At 70.9% G+C, this 24882-nt stretch carries 18 protein-coding genes, 1 tRNA gene and 1 pseudogene; 12 read left to right on the top strand and 8 right to left on the bottom strand.

The window, feature by feature from the left end; translation table 11 throughout:
- Positions 1 to 9: 9 nt before the first annotated feature.
- The 3 genes from ACTVCO_RS05630 to ACTVCO_RS05640 all read right to left on the bottom strand — a co-directional run bounded on the left by ACTVCO_RS05630 (position 10) and on the right by ACTVCO_RS05640 (position 5567).
- Entirely contained in the window at positions 10 to 2094 is a 2085-nt protein-coding gene (locus ACTVCO_RS05630) for an ABC transporter ATP-binding protein (protein ID WP_443727430.1), read from the bottom strand.
- Complete coding sequence (locus tag ACTVCO_RS05635; RefSeq protein WP_443727431.1) at positions 2094 to 3830, bottom strand: ABC transporter ATP-binding protein; 1737 nt, start codon at positions 3828 to 3830, stop codon at positions 2094 to 2096. Before ACTVCO_RS05635 ends, ACTVCO_RS05630 begins: the two co-directional genes overlap by 1 nt.
- Positions 3831 to 3905: 75 nt before the next feature.
- The gene (locus tag ACTVCO_RS05640) at positions 3906 to 5567 is read right to left on the bottom strand and encodes a dolichyl-phosphate-mannose--protein mannosyltransferase (RefSeq protein ID WP_443727432.1); all 1662 of its coding nucleotides are present in this window, start codon (positions 5565 to 5567) and stop codon (positions 3906 to 3908) included.
- A 54-nt stretch (positions 5568 to 5621) separates the two neighbouring features.
- On the opposite strand from ACTVCO_RS05640, the gene rsmI reads away from it, so the two are divergent.
- From rsmI to ACTVCO_RS05690, 10 genes are all read left to right on the top strand, one after another.
- Positions 5622 to 6470 (top strand): 16S rRNA (cytidine(1402)-2'-O)-methyltransferase, encoded by an 849-nt coding sequence (gene rsmI / locus ACTVCO_RS05645; RefSeq protein ID WP_443727433.1) that lies wholly within the window; start codon positions 5622 to 5624, stop codon positions 6468 to 6470.
- 62 nt (positions 6471 to 6532) lie between these two features.
- Complete coding sequence (locus tag ACTVCO_RS05650; protein WP_443727434.1) at positions 6533 to 7000, top strand: hypothetical protein; 468 nt, start codon at positions 6533 to 6535, stop codon at positions 6998 to 7000.
- Positions 6997 to 8199: a PQQ-dependent sugar dehydrogenase gene (locus ACTVCO_RS05655; RefSeq protein ID WP_443727435.1), complete on the top strand. Its 1203-nt coding sequence runs from the start codon at positions 6997 to 6999 to the stop codon at positions 8197 to 8199. The genes ACTVCO_RS05650 and ACTVCO_RS05655 overlap by 4 nt, the downstream gene beginning before the upstream one ends.
- A 66-nt stretch (positions 8200 to 8265) precedes the next feature.
- Positions 8266 to 9873 (top strand): methionine--tRNA ligase, encoded by a 1608-nt coding sequence (gene metG, locus ACTVCO_RS05660; RefSeq protein WP_443727436.1) that lies wholly within the window; start codon positions 8266 to 8268, stop codon positions 9871 to 9873.
- Between the two features lies 1 nt (position 9874).
- On the top strand, positions 9875 to 10783 hold the full coding sequence (locus tag ACTVCO_RS05665; protein ID WP_443727437.1) for a TatD family hydrolase: 909 nt from the start codon (positions 9875 to 9877) through the stop codon (positions 10781 to 10783).
- A 201-nt stretch (positions 10784 to 10984) separates the two neighbouring features.
- On the top strand, positions 10985 to 11881 hold the full coding sequence (locus tag ACTVCO_RS05670; RefSeq protein WP_443727438.1) for a G5 domain-containing protein: 897 nt from the start codon (positions 10985 to 10987) through the stop codon (positions 11879 to 11881).
- 4 nt (positions 11882 to 11885) lie between these two features.
- A complete protein-coding gene (locus ACTVCO_RS05675) occupies positions 11886 to 13076 on the top strand; it encodes a G5 domain-containing protein (RefSeq protein WP_443727439.1) in 1191 nt (396 codons plus the stop codon).
- Between the two features lie 363 nt (positions 13077 to 13439).
- The gene (locus tag ACTVCO_RS05680; RefSeq protein WP_443727440.1) at positions 13440 to 14678 is read left to right on the top strand and encodes a transglycosylase family protein; all 1239 of its coding nucleotides are present in this window, start codon (positions 13440 to 13442) and stop codon (positions 14676 to 14678) included.
- A 110-nt stretch (positions 14679 to 14788) separates the two neighbouring features.
- Entirely contained in the window at positions 14789 to 15718 is a 930-nt protein-coding gene (gene rsmA / locus ACTVCO_RS05685; RefSeq protein WP_443727441.1) for a 16S rRNA (adenine(1518)-N(6)/adenine(1519)-N(6))-dimethyltransferase RsmA, read from the top strand.
- Positions 15715 to 16728 (top strand): 4-(cytidine 5'-diphospho)-2-C-methyl-D-erythritol kinase, encoded by a 1014-nt coding sequence (locus tag ACTVCO_RS05690; RefSeq protein WP_443727442.1) that lies wholly within the window; start codon positions 15715 to 15717, stop codon positions 16726 to 16728. The genes rsmA and ACTVCO_RS05690 overlap by 4 nt, the downstream gene beginning before the upstream one ends.
- 118 nt (positions 16729 to 16846) lie before the next feature.
- Here ACTVCO_RS05690 and ACTVCO_RS05695 read toward each other — a convergent pair whose 3' ends face one another.
- The 4 genes from ACTVCO_RS05695 to ACTVCO_RS05710 form a co-directional block, all read right to left on the bottom strand.
- A complete protein-coding gene (locus tag ACTVCO_RS05695; RefSeq protein ID WP_443727443.1) occupies positions 16847 to 18658 on the bottom strand; it encodes an ABC-F family ATP-binding cassette domain-containing protein in 1812 nt (603 codons plus the stop codon).
- 51 nt (positions 18659 to 18709) lie between these two features.
- Positions 18710 to 19249 carry a MarR family winged helix-turn-helix transcriptional regulator gene (locus ACTVCO_RS05700; protein WP_443727444.1) on the bottom strand — a complete coding sequence of 180 codons (540 nt, stop codon included), beginning with the start codon at positions 19247 to 19249 and terminating at the stop codon, positions 18710 to 18712.
- 156 nt (positions 19250 to 19405) lie between these two features.
- On the bottom strand, positions 19406 to 20587 hold the full coding sequence (locus ACTVCO_RS05705) for an ABC transporter permease (protein WP_443727445.1): 1182 nt from the start codon (positions 20585 to 20587) through the stop codon (positions 19406 to 19408).
- Positions 20584 to 21507, bottom strand: a complete 924-nt coding sequence (locus ACTVCO_RS05710) for an ABC transporter ATP-binding protein (protein ID WP_443727446.1) — start codon at positions 21505 to 21507, stop codon at positions 20584 to 20586. Before ACTVCO_RS05710 ends, ACTVCO_RS05705 begins: the two co-directional genes overlap by 4 nt.
- Before the next feature lie 268 nt (positions 21508 to 21775).
- Between ACTVCO_RS05710 and ACTVCO_RS05715 the strand changes: the two genes are divergently transcribed.
- Positions 21776 to 23674, top strand: coding sequence for a DUF4914 family protein (locus tag ACTVCO_RS05715; RefSeq protein WP_443727447.1), 1899 nt, complete (start codon positions 21776 to 21778; stop codon positions 23672 to 23674).
- Positions 23675 to 24053: 379 nt separating this feature from the next.
- Here the strand turns inward: ACTVCO_RS05715 and ACTVCO_RS05720 are convergent.
- Positions 24054 to 24650, bottom strand: a pseudogene (locus tag ACTVCO_RS05720) (TetR family transcriptional regulator); the annotation flags it as partial.
- Positions 24651 to 24787: 137 nt separating this feature from the next.
- Between ACTVCO_RS05720 and ACTVCO_RS05725 the strand changes: the two are divergent.
- Positions 24788 to 24859: transfer RNA gene (locus ACTVCO_RS05725), tRNA-Gln, on the top strand.
- The last annotated feature ends 23 nt before the right edge of the window (positions 24860 to 24882 follow it).

The following is a 24882-nucleotide window of genomic DNA, read 5'->3' on the forward strand; positions in this document are numbered from 1 at the left end:
GCAGGCGCCTCAGGACTCCGGCGGCGCCTGCGGGAGCGTCGCGGGGGCGTCGGACGTCTCGGACCCTGCGGGCTCCTCGGCACCCGTACGACCACCGCGGAACTGGCTCTCGTAAAGCTCCTGGTAGGCGCCGCCACGCTCGAGCAGCTCGGTGTGCGTGCCCTGCTCGACGATCCGGCCGGCCTCCATGACGAGGATGAGGTCGGCGTCGCGAATCGTCGAGAGACGGTGCGCGATGACGAACGACGTCCGGTCGGAGCGCAACGCGTGCATGGCGTGCTGGACGAGCAGCTCGGTGCGGGTGTCGACCGAGCTCGTCGCCTCGTCAAGGATGAGGAGCGAGGGCTGGGAGAGGAACGCGCGCGCGATCGTGATGAGCTGCCGCTCACCAGCCGACACGGAGCCGCCGTCGGAGTCGAGAACGGTGTCATACCCGTCAGGCAGCTGCCGCACGAAGCGGTCGACCATCGTGGCACGCGCGGCCTCGACCACCTCGTCGTCCGTTGCGTCGAGGCGCCCGTAGCGGATGTTCTCGCGGATCGTGCCGCCCCACAGCCATGCGTCCTGCAGGACCATGCCCACCTGCGAACGCAGGTCGGCGCGGGTGAGGTCGCGCACGTCGACGCCGTCGACGAGGATCTGCCCGCCCTGGATCTCGTAGAACCGCATGATGAGGTTGACGAGCGTCGTCTTGCCCGCGCCCGTGTGCCCGACGATCGCGACCGTCTGGCCCGGGTCGACCGTGAGCGAGAGGTTCTCGATGAGCGGGCTCTTGGGGTCGTAGGAGAACGAGACGTTGCGGAGCTCGACGTGACCGTCGGACCGCTGAGGAAGGGTCGACGTCGCAACCTCGGGCTCCTCCTCGTCTGCGTCGAGCATCTCGAACGTGCGCTCGGCCGAGGCGACGCCCGACTGCAGCATGTTCGCGATGCCCGCCATCTCAGCGATCGGCTGCGTGAACTCGCGCGAGTACTGGATGAACGCCGTGGCGTCGCCGAGCGTCATGTTGCCCGCCGCGACACGCAGCCCGCCGCCGACCGCGATGAGCACGTAGGAGAGGTAGGAGACGAAGGTCATGGCGGGCATGATCATGCCCGAGACGAACTGCGCGCCGAACGAGGCGTCGAAGAGCTTGTTGTTGCGCTCGTCGAACTCCTCGAGCATGACGTCGTCGCGGCCGTAGGCCCGCACGAGCTCCATGCCTGAGAACGTCTCTTCGACGTGCCCGTTGACGGCGCCCGTGTGCTTCCACTGCGCCTTGAACAGGCGCTGAGAACGCACTCCGATGACGCCGGCGACGGCACCCGAGAGCGGCAGGGCGATGAGCGCGAGAAGCGCGAGCTGCCACGAGACGACGAACATCATGATGAGGATGCCGAGCACCATCATGACGGACTGCACGAGCTGGCTGAACGCCTGCTGCAGAGCCGACTGCACGTTGTCGACGTCGTTCGTCACGCGCGACATGAGGTCGCCGCGCTGACGCGTGTCGAAGTAGGACAGGGGCAGTCGGTTGAGCTTGCGCTCGATGTCCTCGCGGAGGTTGTAGACGACGCGCATGACGAGGCGGTTGAGGATGAACCCCTGGGCCCACATGAAGATCGACGAGAAGACGTAGAGGCCGAGGACCGTGGCGATGAGCACGGCGAGCTTGTCGAAGTCGATGCCCTGCCCGGGCACGGCACCCGACCGCAGCAGCATGTCCGCATACGTGCCTTGACCCTGGGCTCGCAGGCCCTCGGCGACGGCGTCGAGCGGGACGTCGGCCGGGAACTGCCGGCCGAGCCAGCCGCTGAAGATCACGTCCATGGCGCGCCCCAGGATGCGGGGCGCGATGACATTGAGGACGACGCTCGCGATGACGAGCACGAGCACGAGGCTCATGAGGAACTTCTCGGGGGCGAGGAGCCCGACGAGCCGCTTGGCCGAGGGCCAGAAGTTCTGGGCCTTGCGTGCGGGCGGCCCGCCCATGAACGGGTCGCCGTCGGTCTCGCCCGGCGTGAAGTCGAGCTCGTCGTCCGTGAGGGCGGTGCCCGTCGACGTGGTGTCGGCGACGCCCGTGGCGTCGTCCGGCTGCGTGGTGCGGCGGGCCATCAGGCCACCCCCTCGATGCTCATCTGGGACTCGACGATCTCGCGGTAGGTCGCGTTCGTGGCGAGCAGGTCGTCGTGCGTGCCTTCACCGACGACGCGGCCGTCGTCGAGGACGACGATGTGATCGGCTGTGCGGATCGTGGAGATGCGCTGCGCGACGATGATGACGGTGGCTCCGGTCGTGGCCTCGACGAGGGCTTCGCGCAGGAGGGCGTCGGTCGTGACGTCGAGAGCGGAGAACGAGTCGTCGAAGAGGAAGACGTGCGGCGCCGCGGTGAGAGCGCGGGCGATGCACAGGCGCTGACGCTGACCGCCCGAGACGTTCGTGCCGCCCTGCGATACGGGCTCCTCGAGCCCGTGCGGCTTGTCGCGGACGAACTCGGCGGCCTGGGCGACCTCGAGTGCGTGCCACATGTCGGCCTCGGTCGCCTCGGGCCGACCGAAGCGGAGGTTGGAGGCGATGGTTCCGGAGAACAGGTAGGGGCGCTGGGGGACGAGGCCGACGAGCCCCGCGATCTGCTTGCGCCCGAGCGACGAGACCGAGACGCCGCCGATCGAGACAGTGCCGTGCTGCGGTTCGTAGAGGCGAGGGACGAGGCCGAGGAGGGTCGTCTTGCCGGCGCCCGTCGAGCCGACGATCGCCGTCGTGCGACCTGCGCGGGCCGTGAACGTCACGTCGTCGAGAACGGGAAGCTCGGCGCCCGGGTATCCGAACGTCACGTGGTCGAAGACGACGTCACCGCCCTCGGGCGCGGCGGTCTCGCCGTGTGCGGGCGCCTTCATCGTCGGGACGGACTCGAGGACCTCGTCGATGCGCTCGGCGGAGACGACTGCGCGCGGCACCATCATCATCATGAACGTGCCCATCATGACGGCGACGAGGATCTGCAGCAGGTACTGCAGGAACGCCGTGAGCGCACCGACCTGGATCTGGCCCGAGTCGACGCGGTGCCCGCCGAACCAGAGCACGGCGGCCGTCGCGAGGTGCAGGATCATCATGATGACGGGGAACATGAGGACGAAGAGATTGCCGACCTTGACGGAGACGTCGGTGATCTCGCGGTTGGCCCTCTCGTAGCGCGCGGCCTCGAAGGGCTCGCGCACGAAGGCGCGGATGACGCGGATCCCGGTGATCTGCTCGCGCAGGACGTCGTTGATCGCGTCGATGCGGTCCTGCATCTGCCGGAACAGGGGCAGGAGCTTGACGACGATGACGGAGACGATCGCGAACAGCAGCGGGACCGACACCCACATGAGCCATGACAGGCCCGGGTCCTCGCGGAGCGCCATGATGATGCCGCCGATGCACATGATGGGGGTCGACACCATGAAGTTGAGCGTCATGAGCACGAGCATCTGCACCTGCTGGACGTCGTTCGTCGAGCGCGTGATGAGGGTTGCGGTGCCGAAGTGCGCGACGTCGAGGGTGCCGAGCGAGTCGACCTTGCGGAAGACCTCGCGGCGCAGGTCACGGCCGATGCTCATCGCGGTGCGCGCGCCGAAGTACACGGCGGCGATCGCTGTGGCGATCTGGGCGAGGCACACGAGGAGCATCTGTCCGCCCGTGCGCCAGATGAAGTCGACGTCACCGACGGAGACACCCTTGTCGATGATGCGAGCGTTGAGGCTCGGGAGGTAGAGCGCGGCAATCGTCGACGCGAGCTGGAGGACGGCTACGGCGACGATCCACGACCAATAGGGGCGGGCGTGCCGGAGCGCGAGGCGCAGGAGTGTCACCGAGGAGCCTTCCGTGAGTGCTGAGCAGCACTCGACGATAACCCTCGCCACCGACAACGGGGAGTGGTTTTCCGGCTAGATCCAGGAGCGCAGCCACATGTGCCACTGCCAGAACGGGAACGGCACGATCTTGGCCGTCCAGATCGGGTAGAAGAACACGCTCACGACGACGATGAGGACGCCGACCACGGCCAGGACCCGGCGCACGACGCGTCGTCGGCCGGCGGAGCCGTCGGAATGCTCGAGCGCGAGCGTCACCGCGTAGCCCAGAGCGAGGTACACCCACGGCGCGAACGCGATCGTGTAGAACGTAAAGATCGTGCGGTGCGCATAGAGGAGCCACGGCGCCCAGCCCGCCAGGAGACCTGAGAGCACCGCGACACCGCGCCAGTCCTTGCGCCAGGTCACCCAGACGACGGCAAGCACAAGAGCCGCGGTGCCCAGCCACCACACGAGCGGGTTGCCGAGCGACGTCACGGCCATCGAGCACTTCTCGTACTCGCACGTCCCGAGCCCGTCGGGCAGCGCCGCACCGCGCTCGACAGAGCGGTAGTAGAACGAGGTCGGACGCAGCTGCAGCAGCCATCCGAGCGGGTGGGACTGGTAGGTGTGCGGCGAGGTGAGGCCCGTGTGGAAGTCCCACATCTGTCGGTGGTACTCGACGAAGGAACGCAACGCTCCGGGCAGCCACCCGATCCCCTCGCCCGGGTTGTCCTCGGCCCACGTGCGCTTGTACGAGCTGCGGTTGACGAACCAGCCGGTCCACGACGCGAGGTAGGTGAGGCCCGCGAGCGGAACCATCGTGACCGCCGCGGGGACCGCGTCCTTCCACAGGGCGCCGTTGGCCCATCCCGTCACACCGATCGTGCGGCGTGCCGACGCATCCCACAGGACGACGATGACGCACATGACCGCGAGGAAGTAGGCCCCCGACCACTTCGTGCCGATGCACAGCCCGAACGCGATGGCCGCCGCGATCCGGTACCAGCGCACGCCAAGCCCCGGACCCCACCGGCCCAGCCCCTGGCCCGAGTCGATGAGCGCCGCGGCACGCGCCGCGAGCCTGCGCCGGGAGTCGAAGCGGTCAGCGACGACGAGTGCAAAGCCGACCAGCGCCCAGAACATGACGAAGCTGTCGAGCAGACCCGTGCGTGCGTGAACGATCGCAGCACCGTCGATCGCGAAGATCCCACCCGCGACGACACCCGCCACGGTCGAGGAGAACACGCGCCGACCCACGCGCGCCACGATCCACACACCGAGGATCCCGACGACCGCCGTCGCAAGCCGCCACGCCCACGGGTTCTCCGCTCCGCCGAGCTTCATGCCGAGCGCGATCATCCACTTGCCGACCGGGGGGTGGACGACGTAGTCGGCGCGGTCGAGGAAGATGTTGCGGTCCCCGGCCTCGAACCGTGCGTTGGGCTCGTCGGGCCACGCAGCGTCGTAGCCGACCTCGAGCAGCGTGTACGCCTGCTTGACGTAATACGTCTCGTCGAAGACGAGAGTTGCGGGGCGACCCAGGTCCCACAGGCGCAGGACCGCGGCGAGCACCGTGACGAGAAGCGGCCCGAGCCAGCCCCACAGCCTGTCGTGGGCGGTGAGACCGAGGCGCAGGGCGCGCTCGCCGAGCAGGTCGCGCAGCAGCCGCTGCTCCGTGCTCACGCCGCCCGTGGCGTCGGCAGCGTCGGTCGCGTCGGCGTCAGCGGGCGCGGGGGCGGTCGTCACGTCACACATCGTAGGGGAGCGGACACGCGTGGGGCGGGTGCAGACCGTGGCAGTCTTGTGGGCATGACCGGAGCCCTCATCCTTGCCGCCACCCCGATCGGCGACGTCGAGGACGCGTCGCCGCGGCTGCGGCGTCTCCTCGTCGAGGCCGACGTCGTCGCGGCAGAGGACACGAGGCGCCTGCTCGCGCTCGCGGGCAGGCTCGAGCTGAAGATCCCCGGCCGGATCGTCTCCCACCACGAGCACAACGAGGCCGACAGGGCCGACGACCTGTGCGACGTCGTCGAGGGAGGCGGCACCGTCCTCGTCGTCTCGGACGCCGGCATGCCCACGGTCTCGGACCCGGGGTTCCGCGTCGTGCAGCGCGCGGTCGAGCGCGGCCTGCGCGTCACCGCCGCGCCCGGACCGAGCGCCGTGCTCACGGCCCTCGCGCTCTCGGGCCTGCCGACCGACCGCTTCTGCTTCGAAGGCTTCGCGCCGCGCAAGGACGGTGACCGCGCACGCACGTTCGGGGCGCTCGGCGACGAGCGCCGCACCATGGTCTTCTTCGAGTCCCCGCACCGCGTCGACGCGACGCTCGCCGCGATGGCCGCCGCATGGGGCTCGGACCGCCCCGCTGCGGTGTGCCGCGAGCTCACCAAGACGTACGAGGAGGTGCTGCGCGGAACGCTCGGCGACCTCGCTGCCCGCGCCGCGGCCGACCAGCTGCGCGGTGAGATCTGCATCGTCGTCGCGGGCGCCGAGCCGCCCGCCGCCGCCCAGCCGAGCGACGTCGTGCCCGAGGTCCTCGGACTCGTCGACGGCGGCGTCCGGCTCAAGGACGCCGTCGCGCAGGTCGCGACCCGCGTCGGCGTGCCCAAGCGCGACCTCTACGAGGCCGCGCTCGCGGCCCGCGGCGCCCAGCCGCGCTGACGCCCTCGCGCGGGGCGCCGACCTGCGCGAGGATGGTGAAGAACTACGCGCGGAGGTGCAGCATGGCGTCGACTGGGGCATTTGCAGGACCGGGCGGCTCGCGCCCGCTCAGCTACTGGCTGGGGCTCGTCGGCGGACTCGCCGAGGACGCCGTCAACAGGGTCTACGACGACGCGGGCCTCGACCGGCGTCACTGGCAGGTGCTCGCCGTCGTGCGCGACGGTGCGAGCAGCCCCGCCCAGGTCGACGCCTCGCTCGGCGCCCCGGGGCAGGGCACGACGCTCGGCCTGCTCGACGACCTGCGCTCCCGGGGCTGGGTGACGGGTCCGGCCCACCTCGAGGACGCCCCCGCAGACGTCGGCGGGCTCGCCGTCACGGTGACGGGCGAGGAGGCCTACGCCGCGCTGCAGCGTGACCTCGCCGAGGAACGTGACCGCATGACGCGCGGCCTCGCGGCACGCGACCACGAGGTGACGGTCCTCACGCTCCAGCAGCTGGCCCGCAACCTCGGGTGGCAGGGCGAGCCGTGAGCGCGCAGGTGCGGATCGAGCGTCGGGCGCGCATCGCGATCATCGTCGTCGCGCTGCTCGCCGCGCTCGCGGTCATCGTCGTCGGGTCCGTCCTCGACCGGCGTCCGCCGCCCGTGCCCACGCCCGTGACCCCGACACCGTCGGCCGGGCCGACGAGCCCGACGCCGACGCCCGAGCCGACGTCGACCACGCCCCCCGAGCCGCGGACGCTCGTCGTCTCGGACCGCACCGAGGTCGTGAGCGACCTCGTGACCCCGTGGGGCGTCGCGCGGCTTCCGGGGGGCGACCTGCTCGTGACGCAGCGCAACACGGGCACGCTCGTGCGGGTCGCCCCGGGCGGCACGCGCAGCCCCGTGACCGGACCGGGCGCGGACGCCCTCGAACGCGAAACCGTCCACCGCTCGGAGTCAGGGCTGCTGGGCGTCGCAGTCGTCCCGGGGACGTCGGACATCGTGCTCCAGCGGACGGGCGAGGCGAGCAACGCCGTCGTCCGTGCGACGCTCGACGGGACGACGCTCGGCGAGCTGACGACCCTGCTCGACGGGATCGCGGCCGCCCCGTTCCACGACGGCGGTGCGCTCGCGTTCGGGCCCGACGACATGCTCTACGTCGCCACGGGCGACGCGACCGAGCCCGCGAGCGCACAGGACCCGGACTCGCTCAACGGCAAGATCCTGCGCCTGACGCCAGACGGTGAGCCCGCGCCAGGCAACCCCATCCCGGGCTCGTTCGTGTGGAGCCTCGGCCACCGCAACGTGCAGGGCCTCGCGTGGGATGCCGAGGGTCGCATGTTCGCCTCAGAGCTGGGGCAGGACTCGTTCGACGAGCTCAACCAGATCATGCCCGGCCGTAACTACGGCTGGCCCGAGGTCGAGGGCATGGGTGGCACGGACGACGGCTTCGAGGACCCGCTCCTCACGTGGGCGCCCGAGGAGGCCTCACCGTCGGGGCTGGCCGTGACCGACGAGGGCCTCTACGTCGCAGCCCTCCGCGGGGAGCGCCTGTGGCGCATCGACCGGGTCGCGCTCGAGCGTGGCGAGGCTGAGCCGACGGTCGTGCTCGAGGGCGTCGGGCGGTTGCGTGCCGTGGTCGCCGAGCCCGACGGACGCCTTCTCGTCGGCTCGAGCATCACGGACGGCCGGGGCGAGCCCGGTCCGGGCGACGACCGCATCTGGCGGCTCACGCTCTCGGGGAGCTGACGGCAGCCCGCGGACGGCGCTGGGAACCGAGCGCAGGCCCCGCCTGCGCAGCCCTAGAATGTGCGCATGGCCCACACCTCGTCCTTCTACATCACGACGCCGATCTACTACGTCAACGATGCGCCTCACATCGGGCACGCGTACACGACGGTCGCGGCGGACGTCCTCGCTCGCTGGCACCGCCAGCGTCAGGAGGACACGTGGTTCCTCACGGGCACGGACGAGCACGGTCAGAAGGTCATGAACACGGCCGCGGCGAACGGCGTCACGCCTCAGGAGTGGGCGGACCGCCTCGTCGCCGCGGAGTGGCAGCCGGTTCTCGCGACGCTCGACGCGACGAACGACGACTTCATCCGCACGACCCAGGAGCGTCACACGCACCGGGTGCAGGACTTCGTCCAGCGACTCTTCGACGCGGGCGAGATCTACCAGGGCACGTACGAGGGCTACTACTGCGTGGGCTGCGAGGAGTACAAGCTCGACAGCGACCTCGTCGACGGCACGGGCGAGCACGAGGGCGTCAAGGTCTGTCCGATCCACTCCCGTCCCGTGGACTGGCTCTCCGAGGACAACTACTTCTTCCGCCTCTCGGCCTATGCCGACCGGCTCGTCGAGCTCTACGAGACGCACCCGGAGTTCGTGCAGCCGGCGTCCGCGCGCAACGAGGTCATGGCGTTCGTCAAGGGCGGCATGAAGGACCTCTCGATCTCACGCAACACCTTCGACTGGGGCATCCCGCTGCCGTGGGACACGACGCACGTCCTCTACGTGTGGTTCGACGCGCTCCTCAACTACGCGACCGCGGTCGGCCTGGGCGACACCGAGGGCGCCGGCGCCGAGCAGTTCGCGCGCCGCTGGCCCGCGAGCGTCCACCTCGTCGGCAAGGACATCCTGCGGTTCCACGCCGTCATCTGGCCCGCCATGCTCATGGCCGCCGGACTGCCGCTGCCCGGGACGGTCTTCGCGCACGGCTGGCTGCTCGTCGGCGGCGAGAAGATGAGCAAGTCCAAGCTCACGGGCATCGCCCCCGCGCAGGTCATCGACCACTTCGGCTCGGACGCGTTCCGCTACTACTTCATGCGCGCGATCTCGTTCGGCTCGGACGGCTCGTTCTCGTGGGAAGACATGTCGGCGCGCTACGCGGGTGACCTCGCCAACGGCCTGGGCAACCTTGCGAGCCGCGTCGCGGCGATGGTCGGCAAGTACTTCGGCGGGGTCCTGCCCGTCGCGGGGGAGCCTGCCGAGATCGATCGGGCGCTCGCGGCTGTCGCGGAGCGGGCGACGGCCGCTGCGGACGCCGCGATCGACAAGATCGCTCCTCACGAGGCGATCAATGCGATCTGGACGCTCGTCGATGCCGCGAACCACTACGTGACGGACACCGAGCCGTGGAAGGTCGCCAAGGATCCGGCCGCCGGGGGCGACGGGGGCCGTCTCGCGACGATCCTCGTGACGCTCGCCGAGTCGCTGCGATCCCTCGCGGTGCTCCTCCACCCCGTCCTGCCCAAGGCGACCGAGTCGCTGTGGGAGCAGCTGGGGGCAGGCGTGCACCTCGGCGCGCTCGGCGAGCAGCCGGTCGCGGGCGCTGCGACGTTCGGCGTGCTGCCCGCGGGGACGGTCGTGACGAAGGGTGAGGCGCTCTTCCCGCGGCTCGAGGACCCGGCCGAGGCCTGAGATGGGTCGCCGCCGTGAGCGGGGGTGGGCGCCGAGCCCGGCCCCGCTCGAGGTCCCGGCCGTCGACGGTCACACGCACCTCGACTCGATCCACGACGTTCTGGGGCCCGACGACCCGCGGCCGAGCATCCGCGAGACAATCGACCAGGCGGTGGCCGTCGGCGTGACGCGCATGGTGCAGATCGGCTGCGACCTGCCGTCCGCGCACCTGACGACGCAGCTCGTCGAGGCCCACCCCGAGCTGCTCGGCGGCGTCGCGATCCACCCGAACGAGGCCCCGCTGCACGCGGGGCTCCGTGAGATCGGCCCCGACGGCCTCGAGCCGGCGGTGCGTGACTGGCACGCGGTGAGCCTCGAGGATGCGCTCGCGCAGATCGCCGAGCTCGCACGGCACCCGCGCGTGCGGACGGTGGGGGAGACCGGTCTCGACTTCTTCCGGGGCGGTGAGCGAGCCCGTGAGGTGCAGCGCGAGTCGTTCCGGGCGCATCTCGCGATCGCGCGGGAGACGGGCCTGCCCGTGCAGATCCACGACCGCGACGCGCACGCCGACGTCATCGACGTGCTGCTCAGCGACACCCCGCCGGCGGCGGTCGTCTTCCACTGCTTCTCGGGCGATGCCGAGATGGCGAAGCTGTGCGCGGAGCACGGCTGGTTCCTCTCGTTCGCGGGGCCCGTGACGTACAACGCGAACGAGGCGCTGCGCGCTGCGCTCCGAGTGACGCCGCTCAGTCGCCTGCTCGTCGAGACCGACGCCCCCTACCTCACGCCCGTCCCTGCGCGCGGGCGGCCCAACGCGCCCTACCTCTTGCCGCACACGGTGCGCTTCGTGGCGGACACCCTGGGTCTGAGCGAGGCGGAGGTCGCGACCGTGACCAGCCAGAACGCAGAGCGGCTCTATGGTCCCTGGTGAATCGTGCGAATCGGGGTCCCGCGCGCTCGCACGCGCCGTGCGTGCTCGTGATGCGGGTCACCGGGTGTTGCCACGGGCGTGCCCGGCGGGGTTGAATCGGGGGCGTCCGTGACCGTGGACGACGTCCGACCCCAGGGAGACATCACAGTGGAGACTCGCCGAGCGCGCCGCGAGCAGCGCGCGCGTCGTTCGACTCTCCATGTGGCTGCCCAGGTCGCGGTCCTCGCGATCGTCGTCGGCGGAACCGCTGCCTACGTGGGCTCCGACCGCGCGAGCGACGTCGAGCCCACCGCGGTCGTGGCCGCGGCGTCGGACCTCGCGGTGCGCACGCAGGACATGGCCTCGCGCGGCGCAGCCCGGGCCACGCTCCTCACGATCGTCGTCGACGGTGTCGCACGTGAGGTGACGACGACGCACCCGACCGTACGGACCGCCCTCCACGCCGAGAACATCACGCTCGACGACACCCACGTCGTCCTCGCCGACCTCGATGCCACCGTGACGGACGGCATGCGGATCGAGCTCGTTGACGTCACGGAGTCGACCGCGACCGTCACGGAGACCGTCGAGCACGGCTCCTCCGAGATCGACGACCCGGACCTCGTCAAGGGCACACGCATCGTCGAGACGCGCGGGTCCGACGGCGAGTCGCGCACGACGTACCTCGTGCGCAGCGCGAACGGTGACGAGATCGAGCGGACGCCGGTGACGAGCGTCGTCGTCTCCGAGGTGCGCGACGAGGTCGTGCGCGTCGGGACGATGTCCGTCCCGGACGCCTCGACGAAGGTCCTCTCGCCCAAGGAGGCCAAGGCCCTCGCCAAGTCGCTCGTCGCCGAGCGAGGCTGGGACGGGCGCCAGTTCTCGTGCCTCAACACCCTGTGGACGCGCGAGTCGAACTGGCGCGTGACCGCGCACAACACGAGCTCGGGCGCGTACGGGATCCCGCAGTCGCTCCCGGGGACGAAGATGGCGTCGGTCGCCTCGGACTGGCGCACGAACGCCCGCACGCAGATCATCTGGGGCCTGGGCTACATCGAGAACCGGTATGGCACGCCGTGCGGCGCGCTCTCGCACTCCCACGCCCGGGGCTGGTACTAGGCGCGTGAGGTCCCACCGGCCCGCGCGCGTCGCGGTCTCGCTCGTCGTCGTCCTCATCGTGGCGGCTGCGACGACGTTCTCGCTGCGGCAGTTCGCCCCGGACGGCGTCATGACCTTCGGCGACCCGCGCCCCGTGGTCGCGGCGACGGAGCGCGCGACAAGCGAGCCGACGCCCGCCTCGCGCTCGACCGACCGTGGTCCGGTGGTGGCCGTTGACCTCGTCGTCGACGGGGTCGAGCACGGTGTCGTCACGTCGGCGACGGACGTCACGGGGCTGCTCGTCGAGCAGGGCATCGTGCTGGGCACGCGCGCTGTGTCCCACGACCTCGATGCTCCCGTGGTGAGCGGCATGCGCGTCGAGGTCGTCGAGGTCACGTGGACGCACGAGACGGTCGAGGTCGACGTCGAGCCGGAGCTCACGGAGGTCGACGACGCGACGCTCGCGGAGGGTACCCGTCGCGTCGTCTCGCACGGAACGCCTGGTCGGTCCGTGAGCACGTTCCTCGTCGCCTCGATCGACGGGGTCGAGTCCTCGCGCGCCGAGGTCGTCTCGGTCGTGCTGCGCGAGCCCGTCGCGGGGTCGGTGCGGGTCGGGACGCGCGCGGCTGAGGCCACGCAGCCCGCGGCGCCGCGGCCCACGACGCCTGCCCCGCGTCCGACGACGCCCGCGCCCGCGCCGACGACCGAACCGGCCGGACCAGGGAACGACGAGGACGACGACGACGAGGCGACGACGCCGTCGGCCGAGCCGTCCGAGCCGAGCCCGGAGCCGTCGACCGCCGAGCCGGAGCCGGCCCCCGCCCCGTCGCCCGAGCCGTCGCCCGAGCCGACCGCAGCGCCGTCGATCGCACCTCCCGGAACCCCGGGCACGACGCCGTCGTCAGCCAAAGCGATCGCGAAGCGCAAGGTCGCGGCGCGCGGCTGGAAGAGCGCCGAGTACAGCTGCCTCGTGACGCTCTGGGAGCGGGAGAGCAACTGGAGCTACAAGGCCGCCAACCCGTGGTCGACCGCGCGAGGGATCCCGCAGGCGATCATGAGCATCCACTTCGGCAGCGACTGGCGCACCAACGAGGCGGGCACCCGCTACCTCACGACTCCGAGCGTGCAGATCGACTGGGGCCTGCGGTACATCTCGGGCCGCTACGGCACGCCGTGCAAGGCGCTCGACTTCTCCGACCGCAAGGGCTACTACTAGCCCGCGTCGGTGTGGCGCCCGGGGTGATCTCCCCCACGAAGGGTTGGACCGATGATCACGAGCCGGTTACGGTAGACCGTTCGTCCGCTGCCCGGCGGGCCGGACGGAGGTCGCTGAGCGGCCCCCGGACGGTGCATCGTGGCAACGACGAGCGGCCGCCACGGCCGCCTCGCCCCGCATGGGGTGGGGTGCCACCTCGCAAGGGGGCGCGGTCTTCAGCCGGATCCGGTCTCGATCCCACGCTGCGTGCGCGTGCGCACCACGGCCCTCAGGCCGCGCCCTCGGGCGCGACACCAGGACCGTGCCCTAGAGGGCGTGAGGAGTGTCGTCGCCGGTGCCGGGCAGGTCAACGTCTGGACACTGATGCACAACCCCCTGAGCCGCGCCGCACGTGCGCAGAGCACCCAGCCCATCCGCCACGCGTCGGAGGGGGTGCACGCACGTGGGCCCCTCAGGCGCCGACCGTGGATCGTCGGCACGACCGCCGCTGCGCTTGCGCTCGGCGGCGTGGGTGTCGCTGTCGCGACGGACGCCCACAAGACCGTGAGCCTCGACATCGACGGCAAGACCGTCGAGGTCGACACGTGGGCCGGTTCGGTCGGCAACCTCCTCGACGACATCGGCGTCGAGGCAGGGGCGCGTGACGTCGTCGCTCCGGCCGAGAGCTCCGCGCTCGACGACGGTGACGTCGTCGTGGTGCGCTACGGGCGCGAGGTGACCGTCTCTGACGGAACCGACCGCGAGTCCGTGTGGACGACCGCGCTCGACGCGGCCGAGGTGCTCGACTCGCTCGAGGGCCGCGAGGGCAACGTTCACCTCGTCGCGTCCCGCTCCTCTGTGCGCACCGAGATCGGCGTGCGCCTCCCGCTCGACCAGCCGCTCCAGGTGCTCGCTGACGGCGACGTCGCCCCCGTCGCGGCCGGCGCCGCCGACGTCGACGCCGCGCTCGCCGCCGCGTCCGTCGAGCTCGGCAAGCTCGACGAGGTCCTCGTTGCGGAGCGCGCAGCCGACGGCTCCGAGCTCGCCGCGGGCGAGAACGGCATCGTCACGGTCGTCGTGCGTCGCGTCGAGGTCGAGGAGAAGACCACGACGAAGAAGATCGCTCACGATTCTGAGACCCGCAAGGACCGCGACCGGTACTCGGACCAGGCGAAGATCGTCCGGACCGAGGGCAAGGACGGCGTGCGCACGATCGTCCACCGCGTGCGGACCGTCGACGGCGAGGTCGTCGACAAGCAGAAGCTCTCCGAGAAGGTGACGAAGAAGCCGGTGACCGAGGTCATCGTCGTGGGGACCAAGACGCGTCCCGAGCCGCCCGCGCGCAAGGCGCCGTCGGTCGGTGACCAGGGCAAGGCCCCGTCGGGCACGGTCTGGGAGCAGCTCGCGAGGTGTGAGTCGGGCGGTCGCCCGAACGCGGTCTCGGCGAGTGGTCGCTACCACGGCCTCTACCAGTTCTCGGTCGCCACGTGGCGGTCGGTCGGTGGGTCGGGACTGCCGTCGCAGGCGTCCGCCGCCGAGCAGACGAAGCGCGCCAAGATCCTCCAGGCCCGCTCGGGCTGGGGTCAGTGGCCCCACTGCTCGGCGAAGCTCGGTCTGCGCTGAGCTCGTCAGCTCACGTGACCTCGGGCGTCCTTCCGCAGCTGCGGAAGGACGCCCGAGTCGTGTGTGCCCCGAGTTCTTCAGGCGGCGCCGGGCCGCGTAGGCTCGTGCGCATGACTTCTGCCGCCTCCCTGCTCGGCCCCGCCCAGGTGCGTGAGCTCGCTGAGCGCCTCGGTGTCCGGCCGACGAAGACCCTCGGCCAGAACTTCGTCATCGACGCGGGGACGGTCCGGAAGATCGTGCGGACCGCCGGGGTGAGCGCGGGTGAGCGCGTCGTCGAGATCGGGCCCGGGCTCGGCTCGCTCACTCTCGGGCTGCTCGAGGTCGGCGCGGATGTCATCGCGGTCGAGATCGACCCGGTGCTGGCGGCGGAGCTGCCCGCGACGGTCACGAGGTTCCAGCCCGACGCGGCTGAGCGGTTCTCGCTCGTCGCGCAGGACGCGATGACGATCACCGAGCTGCCCGGGCCGCCGCCCGTCGCGCTCGTCGCGAACCTCCCGTACAACGTCTCGGTGCCTGTGCTGCTGCATTTCCTCGAGCGCTTCGACTCCCTCGAGCGGGTGCTCGTCATGGTGCAGCTCGAGGTCGCCGACCGGCTCGCTGCCCCTCCGGGCTCGAAGACCTACGGCGTCCCGTCGGCGAAGGCCGCCTGGTACTGCCGCACGTCGCGTGCTGCGACGATCGGCCGCAACGTGTTCTGGCCCGCCCCGAACGTCGACTCGGCGCTCGTCGCGATGGAGCGGCGCGAGCCGCCGTCGACGACGGCTGCGCGCGAGGACGTCTTCGTGGTCGTCGACGCGGCGTTCGCGCAGCGCCGCAAGACGTTGCGCGCAACGCTTGCGGGCCTGGCCGGCTCGGGGGCCGCGGCGGCCGAGGCGCTCGAAGCCGCGGGGGTCGACCCGTCCGCGCGCGGTGAGGTCTGCGACATCGACGCGTTCGCGCGCATCACGGAGCAGCTGCTCGCGCGCGGCGGCTTTCACGCACCCGCGCCGCGCGCGTCGCGTCGTGAGCGTGCCCCGCGTGAGGCGGAGCCTCAGGAATGACGCCCGGCGCTCCCGAGCGGGTGATCGTCCGCGCCCCGGGCAAGGTCAACCTTGCGCTTCACGTGAGTCCCCTCGGGGACGACGGGTACCACCGCGTCGTCTCCGTGTTCCAAGCGGTGTCGCTGTACGAGGACGTCACGGCGACCGCGGGTACGGGGCTGTCGATCACGGCGTCGGGGCCGCAGGCCGAGCTGGTGCCCCTCGACGCGTCGAACATCGCGTGGCGGGCGGCCGAGTTGCTTGCCGCCGAGGTCGGGCTCGAGCCTGACGTCCACCTTCACCTGGCCAAGGGTGTGCCGGTCGCGGGCGGCATGGCGGGCGGCTCGGCCGACGGCGCGGCCGCCCTCCTCGCGTGCGACACCCTGTGGGGCACCGGCCTGCCGCGTGAGCGGCTTCTCGAGCTCGCGGGCGAGCTGGGGGCGGACGTCGCGTTCCCGCTCGTCGGGCATACCGCGGTCGGCACGGGCCGGGGCGAGCTGCTCACACCCGCGCTCGTGCGTGGGGAGTTTCACTGGGCGTTCGGGCTGCGGCACGAGGGAATCTCGACCGCGGCGTCTTACGCCCGGTTCGACGCGCGGCTGGCCGACGCAGCTGTGCGTGGCGAGGATGTTCCGACGGCGACTGCGTGGGACGACGAGCCGGGGCCCGCGCTCATGGCAGCGCTCCGCGCGGGCGATGCCGACGGGGTCGGCGCGCACCTGCGCAATGATCTCGAGGCCGCGTCGTGCGACCTCGAGCCGGCGCTCCGTGACGTCGTCGATGTCGCACGTGCCGCGGGAGCCCTGGGCGTCGTCGTCTCAGGGTCGGGCCCGACCGTTGCGGCACTGGGCCGCTCGCCGCGGCACGCGCTCGCGCTCGCCGCGGCGATGATCGCGTCGGGGCACGTCGACGACGTGACGACCGCAACCGGCAACGTCGCGGGCGCGCGGACCCTCACGGTCCCGGCGTCCATCCCGCCGCCCTCTGCCCCCCCGCCCACGCTCCCACCCTCCATCTCGCCGACGAATTGACGCGTTCCCACCGTTCAATGGGGCGCGCGTTCGCGGATTCGTACACGTCGCACGTGCAGATCGGCTACCCATGGGACCAGGCCCCGACGGATTGGCAGAAGTAGAGGAGCGGGAGAGGTCACCCGAGCAGCTCGGTGAGCTCGAGCCAGCGTTCCTCTGCCTGCGCAAGCTCGGCCTCGGACGTGGCGATCTTCTTCTGGAGACTCGCCAGGCCCTCGAAGTCGGACTGGTCGTGCACCGCCATGTCGGCGTGCACCTTCGTCACCTGGTTCTCGAGCTTCGTCATCCGACGTTCGATCGCGCCGAGCTCCTTGGTGAGGTCGCGGCGCTCGGCGCCCGAGAGCGCGGGCGCGCCGCCGTCCCGGGTCGCCGCGTCGGCCGACGCGGCCGTGGCCCGGCCGCGCGCGGCGGCATCCTGCTCACGGCGCTGCGTGGCGCGCAGCGCAAGGTACTCGTCGACCCCGCCCGGCAGGTGCCGCAACGTGCCCTCGGTGACCGCGTACTGCTGGTCGGTGACGCGCTCCAGCAGGTAGCGGTCGTGCGAGACGACGAGGAGGCAGCCAGGCCACGTGTCGAGGAGGTCCTCGATCGCCGCCAGCATGTCGGTGTCCATGTCGTTCGTCGGCTCGTCGAGCACAAGCACGTTCGGCTCGTCGAGCAGGATGAGCAGCAGCTGCAGGCGCCGACGCTGACCGCCCGAGAGGTCCTTGACCTGCGTCGAGAGGTGCGCGTTCGTGAAACCGAGACGCTCGAGCAGCTGCCCGGGCGTCATCTCTTTGCCACCCGAGACGTACGTCGTGCGGTACTGCGCGACAACGTCAGAGACACGGTCCTCCCACACGTCAGCGAGCTCGGCGAGCTCCTGCGTGAGCGTGGCGACCTGAATCGTCTTGCCGTGCTTGACGCGGCCTCCGCTCGGGGTGAGCTCGCCCGTGATGAGCTTGAGGAGCGTCGACTTGCCCGCGCCGTTGACGCCGAGCAGCCCCGTGCGCTCGCCCGGGGCGATCCGCCACGTGACGTCGTGCAGGACGGGTACGTCGCCGTACGCGAAGCTCGCGTTCTCGAGGTCGACGACCTGCTTGCCGAGGCGCGCCGTCGCGACGCGCGAGAGCTCGACCGTGTCACGCACGGGCGGCACGTCAGCGATGAGCTGGTTGGCGGCGTCGATGCGGAAGCGTGGCTTGGACGTCCGCGCGGGTGCGCCGCGACGCAGCCAGGCCAGCTCCTTGCGCATGAGGTTCTGACGCTTCTGCTCGACGACGGCCGACTGCCGATCGCGCTCGACGCGCTGGAGGACGTAGGCGGCATAGCCGCCCTCGAAGGGCTCGACGATGCCGTCGTGGACCTCCCACGTCGTCGTGCACACCTCGTCGAGGAACCAGCGGTCGTGCGTGACGACGAGCAGGGCGCCAGCGTTCGCCGACCAGCGCGTGCGCAGGTGAGCGGCGAGCCAGGCCACGCCCTCGACGTCGAGGTGGTTCGTGGGTTCGTCGAGGAAGAGGACGTCGTGGTCGCGCGTGAGGAGTGCGGCGAGCGCGACGCGGCGACGTTGACCTCCTGAGAGGTCACCGATCCGCGCGTCCCAGGGCAGGTCGCGGACAAGACCGTCGAGGACGTCGCGCACGCGGGCGTCGCCCGCCCATTCGTGCTCGGCGCGGTCACCCACGACCGCGGTGGCCACCGTCATGTCGGGGTCGAGAGTGTCGGCCTGGTCGAGCATCGCGATCGTCACGCCGCCGCGGACGGTGACGCGTCCGTCGTCGGGGTCGGTGCGGCCCGCGAGAAGGCGCATGAGCGTCGACTTGCCGTCGCCGTTACGTCCGACGACTCCGACGCGGTCGCCCTCGTCGAGTCCGAGGGTCACGGAATCGAGGACGACCTTGTGCGGGAAAGCGATGCGCAGGTTTTCTGCGCCGAGGAGGTGGGCCACCGCGTGAGTTTATCGGTCGTGCGGGTGGGCGACGCCGGAGCGCCTCACCGGTCAGGCGTCGAACTGCCCGAGGACGTCGTGGAGCAGCGTGGCGAGAGCGACGCGCTGGTCCCGATCGAGCGACGCGAGGATCGCGTGCTCCTCGCCCACGAGGTCGGCCATCGCGGCGTCGACCTTCGTGAGGCCCGACTCGGTGAGCCGGACGAGCACGCCGCGGCGATCCCCCGGGGAGGGGCGGCGTGAGACGAGCCCGTGGTCCTCGAGACGGTCGATGCGGTTCGTCATGGTGCCTGAGGTGACGAGCGTCTGGGTGAGGAGCGCACCGGGGGAGAGCTCGTAGGGCAGGCCTGCGCGACGCAGCGCCGAGAGGACGTCGAACTCCCAGGTCTCAAGGCCGTGGCGGGCGAAGGCGCCGCGGCGGGCGCGGTCGAGATGGCGGGCGAGGCGCGTCACGCGCGAGAGGACCTCGAGCGGGGAGACGTCGAGATCGGGTCGTTCCCGGCGCCACGCGGCGACGATCCGGTCGACCTCGTCGGCGACCGCGGGTGCGCTCACGGGCACGACCTGCGGGGATCCGGTTCCGTCGTCCATCGCACCAGATTACTTGACGTCGAGATATCGGGAGCCAGGACCGGCGTCCCGGCCGGCGTCCCGACCGGTTGCTTGCGCGTCCGCACCCCTCGGAGGTGCGCCCGCGCAAGCAACCGGCCCGGCGCAGCCGACGCGAGACCGGCCCGGCGCAGCCGCTCAGCGGGAGCGCAGCACCTCGCGTAGGGGCACGCGGGCGCCCGTCCGCAGCACGGCGCGGCCGTAGATCGTGCCCGCAACCCACACGAGCAGGCCGATGACGGCGAGGCACGCGACGATCATGACGACGACCTCCCACGGCATCGCGACGTCGAGCGCCGACCGCATCGGCATGATGAGCGGCGCGAAGAACGGCACGTACGACAGCACCGTGACGAGCGTGTTCGACGGGTCCCACGGCGCGATCGAGATGCCGACGACGTACGGGATCATGAGCATCATGAGGATCGGCGTCGTCACGGAGCCGACGTCCTCCTGGCGAGAGACGAGCGCTCCGGCCGCCGCGAAGAGCAGTGCGTAGATCGCGTACCCGAGCAGGAACCACACGAGCGTCGAGCCCGCCGCCGACCACAGATCGATGTCGATCCCGTCGAGCAGCCCGAAGGACTTGGCAGACAATGACCCGACGACGACGTACGCGGCCACCTGCGCCAGGCCGAGTGCTCCGATGCCGACGACCTTGCCCGCGATGAGCTGCGCGGGTCGGATCGTCGACAAGAGGATCTCGACGACGCGGCTCGACTTCTCCTCGACTACGCCCTGCGCGACCATCTGCCCCGTCGTCATGATCGCGACGAAGATGAGGATGCCCACGACCTGGCCGAGGATTGACGCGCCGAGCTCGGGCCCGACCGTGGGCTCGTCGAGCGTCGTCACCTGGGGCTGCGCGTTGAGGACGGCCGCGTCAACCGTCGCCGGATCGCCGCCGAGGTCGGTGATCGCAACCCCGAGCGCGGCCTGCTGAGCCATGACAGTCAGGGCGGTCGCGACTGTTCCGGGAACCTCGGCGAGGACCGTCGCGTGCACGGTGCCGTCGGGCGAGAGCTCGACGTAGACGTCGTCGTCGACGAGCTCGGGGAGACCCGCGTTCGTGTCGACGACCGTCGTCGTGAGGGTCACTCCCGTCGACGTTGCGGCACGCGTCAGCGCGGTTGCGGTCGTTGCGTCAGCGACCTTGACGTCGACGGGGTCGGGAGTCTGGTTGGCCAGGAACCCCATGAGCGCCGAACCCGCGACGATGAGCACCAGGATGATCGCGGTCGTCCACACGAAGGCCTTCGACCGTGCGCGGACGGAGATCTCACGGGCGGCGACGAGCCGGACGGTGCTGGCCGTGCTCATGCGCGGGCCTCCTCGGTAGCAGCGTCGCCCTCGGCGACGACGTGGCGGAACAGGTCGGTGAGCGACGGGCGGACGCGCGTGAACTCGTGGACCGCTCCCGTCTGCTGGGCGGCGGCAAGGACCTGCTGCTCGACGCCGTCGTGCGTCACCTCGACGACCGTGCCCTCTGGCCCGTCGGAGATGAGTCGCGCGCCGGGCACGGCGGCCGCCCACCCGGGCGCCGCTGCGGGGGCGAGGACGCGCCAGCGCGGGGCGCCGGCGTCGCGCAGGCGGTCGACCGAGTCGAGCGCGACCATGCGGCCCGCCCGGATGATCCCGACGCGGTCGCACAACCGCTCGACGAGGTCGAGCTGGTGAGAGGAGAAGACGACGGGGACGCCTGCGGCGGCGCGCTCGCGCAGAACCGAGCTCATGACGTCGACGGCGACCGGGTCGAGGCCCGAGAAGGGCTCGTCGAGGACGAGGATCTCGGGGGAGTGGACGAGGGCGGCCGCGAGCTGGACGCGCTGCTGATTGCCGAGCGAGAGCTTCTGCACCTCGTCGCCGAGGCGCTCGGCCACGCCGAGCCGCTCGGTCCACTCGAGCGTCGCGGCGCGCGCCGCTGCCGGGTCGAGCCCGTGGAGCCGGGCCAGGTAGGTGAGCTGTTCGCCGACCTTCATCTTCGGGTAGAGGCCGCGTTCCTCGGGCATGTACCCGATGCTGCGGCGCTGCATCGCGTCGAGCGGGCGTCCGTCGCACAGGACCTCGCCTCCGTCAGCGGCGAGGACGCCGAGGACGATGCGCATCGTCGTCGTCTTGCCAGCGCCGTTGGCGCCGACAAAACCGAGGATCTCACCCCCGTCGACCGTGAACGACACGTCGTCGAGAACGCGGCGTGTTCCGTAGGACTTCATGAGTGAGCGGAGTTCGAGCCTGGTCACGTGTTCTCCGAGGTCGGGACGTGTGGATGGGCACCAGCCTGCCATCTGGCGGGTGAGGTCTGCCACATCAATGCCAGCCGATCCGCCACGGAAGTGTCCAGCGCGTGACCACAGATGTGGTCCAAGGTCCCACGATTCGCGTGAATGGCCCCGGCTAACGTTGAAGTCAACGGCAGGTCAAGGCCCGTCCCGGGGCGACCACCGGCCGTCCAGCACGTGACGTCGCCCCAGGGGGCTCGCGTGCGCTTGCTCACGTGAGGAGAAACCCGTGGAAGAACTGCTCGCCAAGGTGTCGCTGCCGCCGGCGGTCCAGGCCGCGCTCGAGGCCGCACCGTCCGTCATCGTGCCGCGCACGCGCGCCGAGCTCTTCGAGCTCTCGCTCGGTCCGGAGGGCGGCGACAGGTTCGACGTCGTCTACCCCCTGCCCGACGGCTCGAGCGTCGTCGAGGCCGAGATCGTCCGCGGCCGTAACGGCATCGCGGTGAACTACCCCGAGGACTACATGCGCCGCCGGGACCCGGACTGCATGCGCATCGCGGACGACGGTCGCACGGACAAGCCGCGCTACGCCGACGTGTACGGCGAGTCCTTTGCCGCGGTCAAGCAAGAGACGCTCGACTGGCTCGGCACGCAGGACCTCATCGTCGTGCCCTACAAGGCTGGCGGACTCACCTACGGATCCCCGTCGCTTGCGATCGTCCCCGCCAACACGGCGTTCTTCGCGACCGCGCTCGTCGACCTGCAGGGGTTCGTCACGCTCGACGAGCTCGAGCCGTACGCGCCGCGCTCGATCCTCTACGCGGCGCCGCCGTTCCGTCACACCCACTACCAGGGGCGTCAGGTCGTCGTCCACGACCGCTCCGAGACGCTCCACGAGATCTTCGCGTACAACCTCTACCCGGGGCCGTCCGCGAAGAAGGGCGTGTTCTCGGCGCTGCTCGACATCGGTGAGCAGGAGGGGTGGCTGACCGCGCACGCCTCGTCGGTGCGGGTGACGACGCCGTACGAGAACGAGACGATCATCATGCACGAGGGCGCCTCGGGCGGCGGCAAGTCGGAGATGTGTCAGGACATCCGTCGTCAGGACGACGGCCGCATCCTCCTCGGTACGAACGTCGTCTCGAACGAGCCGTACTTCATCAACCTCTCGGAGTCCTCGCGCCTTGCGCCCGTCACGGACGACATGACGCTGTGCCACAAGGACCTGCAGACGGTCGACGGCCAGCTCGTCGTCGCCGACGCGGAGGACGGCTGGTTCGTCCGTGTCGACGGCATGCAGCACTACGGCGACGACCCGCACTTCGAGCGCGCCTGCATCGAGCCCGACGCCCCGCTCGTGTTCTTCTCGATCCAGGGCACGCCGGGCGCGACGATCCTGCCGTGGGAGCACTCGCTCGACTCGAATGGCTCGCGGTGCCCCAACCCGCGCGTCGTCATCCCGCGTCGCATGATCAAGGACGTCGTCAATGAGCCCATGGCCGTCGACGTGCGCACGTTCGGTGTTCGCATGCCCGCGTGCACCCGGGAGAAGCCGTCCTACGGCGTCATGGGCATGATGCACGTCGTGCCCGCGTCGCTCGCGTGGCTGTGGCGTCTCATCGCGCCGCGCGGCGACAAGAACCCGTCGATCGGCGAGTCGACGTCGGACGTCAAGAAGCTCACGCACGGCGGGCTCGTCTCCGAGGGCGTCGGCTCGTACTGGCCGTTCTCGACCGGCACGAAGGTCGCTGCTGCGAACTTGCTGCTCCGGCAGCTCGTTGCCGCTGACCGGACGCGTTACGTGCTCACGCCCAACCAGCACATCGGTGCGTACAAGGTGGGCTTCGCCGCCGAGTGGCTGACGCGGGAGTACTTGGCGCGTCGTGGCGGGGGCAAGTTCCCCAAGGATCGTCTGGTTCCGGCGCGCTGTGCGCTGTTCGGTTACACGCCGACCGAGGTCAAGCTCGACGGTCAGCTCGTGCGCCCGACGTTCCTGCAGCCGCAGAACCAGTCGCAGGTGGGGCTCGAGGCCTACGACGAGGGAGCTCAGACGCTCGTCGCGTTCTTCAAGGAGGAGCTGCAGCAGTTCCTCACCGAGGAGCTCGACCCGCTGGGCCGCGAGATCATCGAGACGTGTCTGCGGGACGGCACGGTCGAGGACTATGCCAAGCTGACGCCGATGCCGTAAGGCTCGCCGTCACCGGTTGCGGCGCCCTGCTCCCTCACGAGCGGGGCGCCGCAGCCGTGTGCGATGCCGGGGGTCAGGACGTGGCGGTCGCGGTTCCGGGCTCGTCGGCCGACGGGCGTGACTTCGCCGCCTCCTTCGCGAGCCGCGCGGCCTCCTTGGCCGCGTCCTTCGCTGCCTTCTCACGGTCGCGTGCGGCTTCCTTCTCGGACTTCTCGCGCTCCTTGTCGAGCCGCGCCAGCTCGCGTGCGGCGTCCTTCTCGAGGCGTGTGCGGTCCTTGGCGGACTCGCGTGACGCGCTCGCGGTGCCGCCGTCAGGCCGCGGTTCGTTCGGTCCCGTGGCCGACTGTCCGAGGAGCTTGTCGAGGGTCGCGTCGCCGCTCGTGCGCGTCGGCAGGACCGGGGCGCTCTCCATGCCCGCGAGGCCGTTCCACGCGAGGTTGACGAGGTGCGCGGCGACCTCTTCCTTCGAGGCGGTGCGCTGGTCGAGCCAGTGCTGACCCGTGAGGGCAACCATGCCGACGAGCATCTGCGCGTAGATGGGGGAGTAGCGCGGGTTGAGGCCGCGCCGCGTGAACTGGGCGCCGAGCAGGTGCTCGACCTGCATGGCGACGTCACCGATGAGGCTGGAGAACGTGCCCGACGACTGTGTCACGGGTGAGTCGCGCACGAGGACGCGGAAGCCGTCTTCGTTCGCCTCGATGTAGTCGAAGAGCGCCATCGCGGTGCGCTCGACGAGGATCTTGGGGTGGCCGCCAGCCTCGAGCGCGCGCGTGAGCGCGCTCGTCAGCGCCTCGACCTCGCGGTCGACGACGACCGCGTAGATGCCCTCCTTGCCGCCGAAGTGCTCGTAGACGACGGGCTTGGACACGGACGCGCGCGCAGCGATTTCTTCGATGCTGGTGCCGTCGAATCCCTTCGCCCCGAAGAGCTCCCGGCTCACGGCAAGGAGCTGCTCTCGGCGTTCCTTCGCGGACATCCGGGCGCGCGGGACCCTCTTGTTCTCAGCGGACACGCCCCCATCATGCCGCGCCGGGCGCGGATGTGGGGTGCGCGAGTTCGAACATGCCGTGCGAGGCTGGCAGAATCGTCGAGGCGGCGGGCTCTGCCCGCTGTTCCGCCCTGGTGTAATGGCAGCACGCCGGCCTTTGGAGCCGTGCAGTCTGGGTTCGAATCCCGGGGGCGGAGCCCGAGGACCTGGCGGGCGGGTC

The sequence above is a fragment of the Sanguibacter sp. A247 genome (assembly GCF_052324925.1).
Taxonomy (GTDB): domain Bacteria; phylum Actinomycetota; class Actinomycetes; order Actinomycetales; family Cellulomonadaceae; genus Flavimobilis.

What these genes read in the sequence shown, in the direction of transcription:
- ACTVCO_RS05630 (WP_443727430.1), bottom strand. Translation starts at nt 2,094, where the DNA reads ATGGCCCGCCGCACCACGCAGCCGGACGACGCCACGGGCGTCGCCGAC.
- ACTVCO_RS05640 (WP_443727432.1), bottom strand. Translation starts at nt 5,567, where the DNA reads ATGTGTGACGTGACGACCGCCCCCGCGCCCGCTGACGCCGACGCGACC.
- rsmI (WP_443727433.1), top strand. Translation starts at nt 5,622, where the DNA reads ATGACCGGAGCCCTCATCCTTGCCGCCACCCCGATCGGCGACGTCGAG.
- ACTVCO_RS05650 (WP_443727434.1), top strand. Translation starts at nt 6,533, where the DNA reads ATGGCGTCGACTGGGGCATTTGCAGGACCGGGCGGCTCGCGCCCGCTC.
- metG (WP_443727436.1), top strand. Translation starts at nt 8,266, where the DNA reads ATGGCCCACACCTCGTCCTTCTACATCACGACGCCGATCTACTACGTC.
- ACTVCO_RS05665 (WP_443727437.1), top strand. Translation starts at nt 9,875, where the DNA reads ATGGGTCGCCGCCGTGAGCGGGGGTGGGCGCCGAGCCCGGCCCCGCTC.
- ACTVCO_RS05680 (WP_443727440.1), top strand. Translation starts at nt 13,440, where the DNA reads ATGCACAACCCCCTGAGCCGCGCCGCACGTGCGCAGAGCACCCAGCCC.
- rsmA (WP_443727441.1), top strand. Translation starts at nt 14,789, where the DNA reads ATGACTTCTGCCGCCTCCCTGCTCGGCCCCGCCCAGGTGCGTGAGCTC.
- ACTVCO_RS05690 (WP_443727442.1), top strand. Translation starts at nt 15,715, where the DNA reads ATGACGCCCGGCGCTCCCGAGCGGGTGATCGTCCGCGCCCCGGGCAAG.
- ACTVCO_RS05700 (WP_443727444.1), bottom strand. Translation starts at nt 19,249, where the DNA reads ATGGACGACGGAACCGGATCCCCGCAGGTCGTGCCCGTGAGCGCACCC.
- ACTVCO_RS05705 (WP_443727445.1), bottom strand. Translation starts at nt 20,587, where the DNA reads ATGAGCACGGCCAGCACCGTCCGGCTCGTCGCCGCCCGTGAGATCTCC.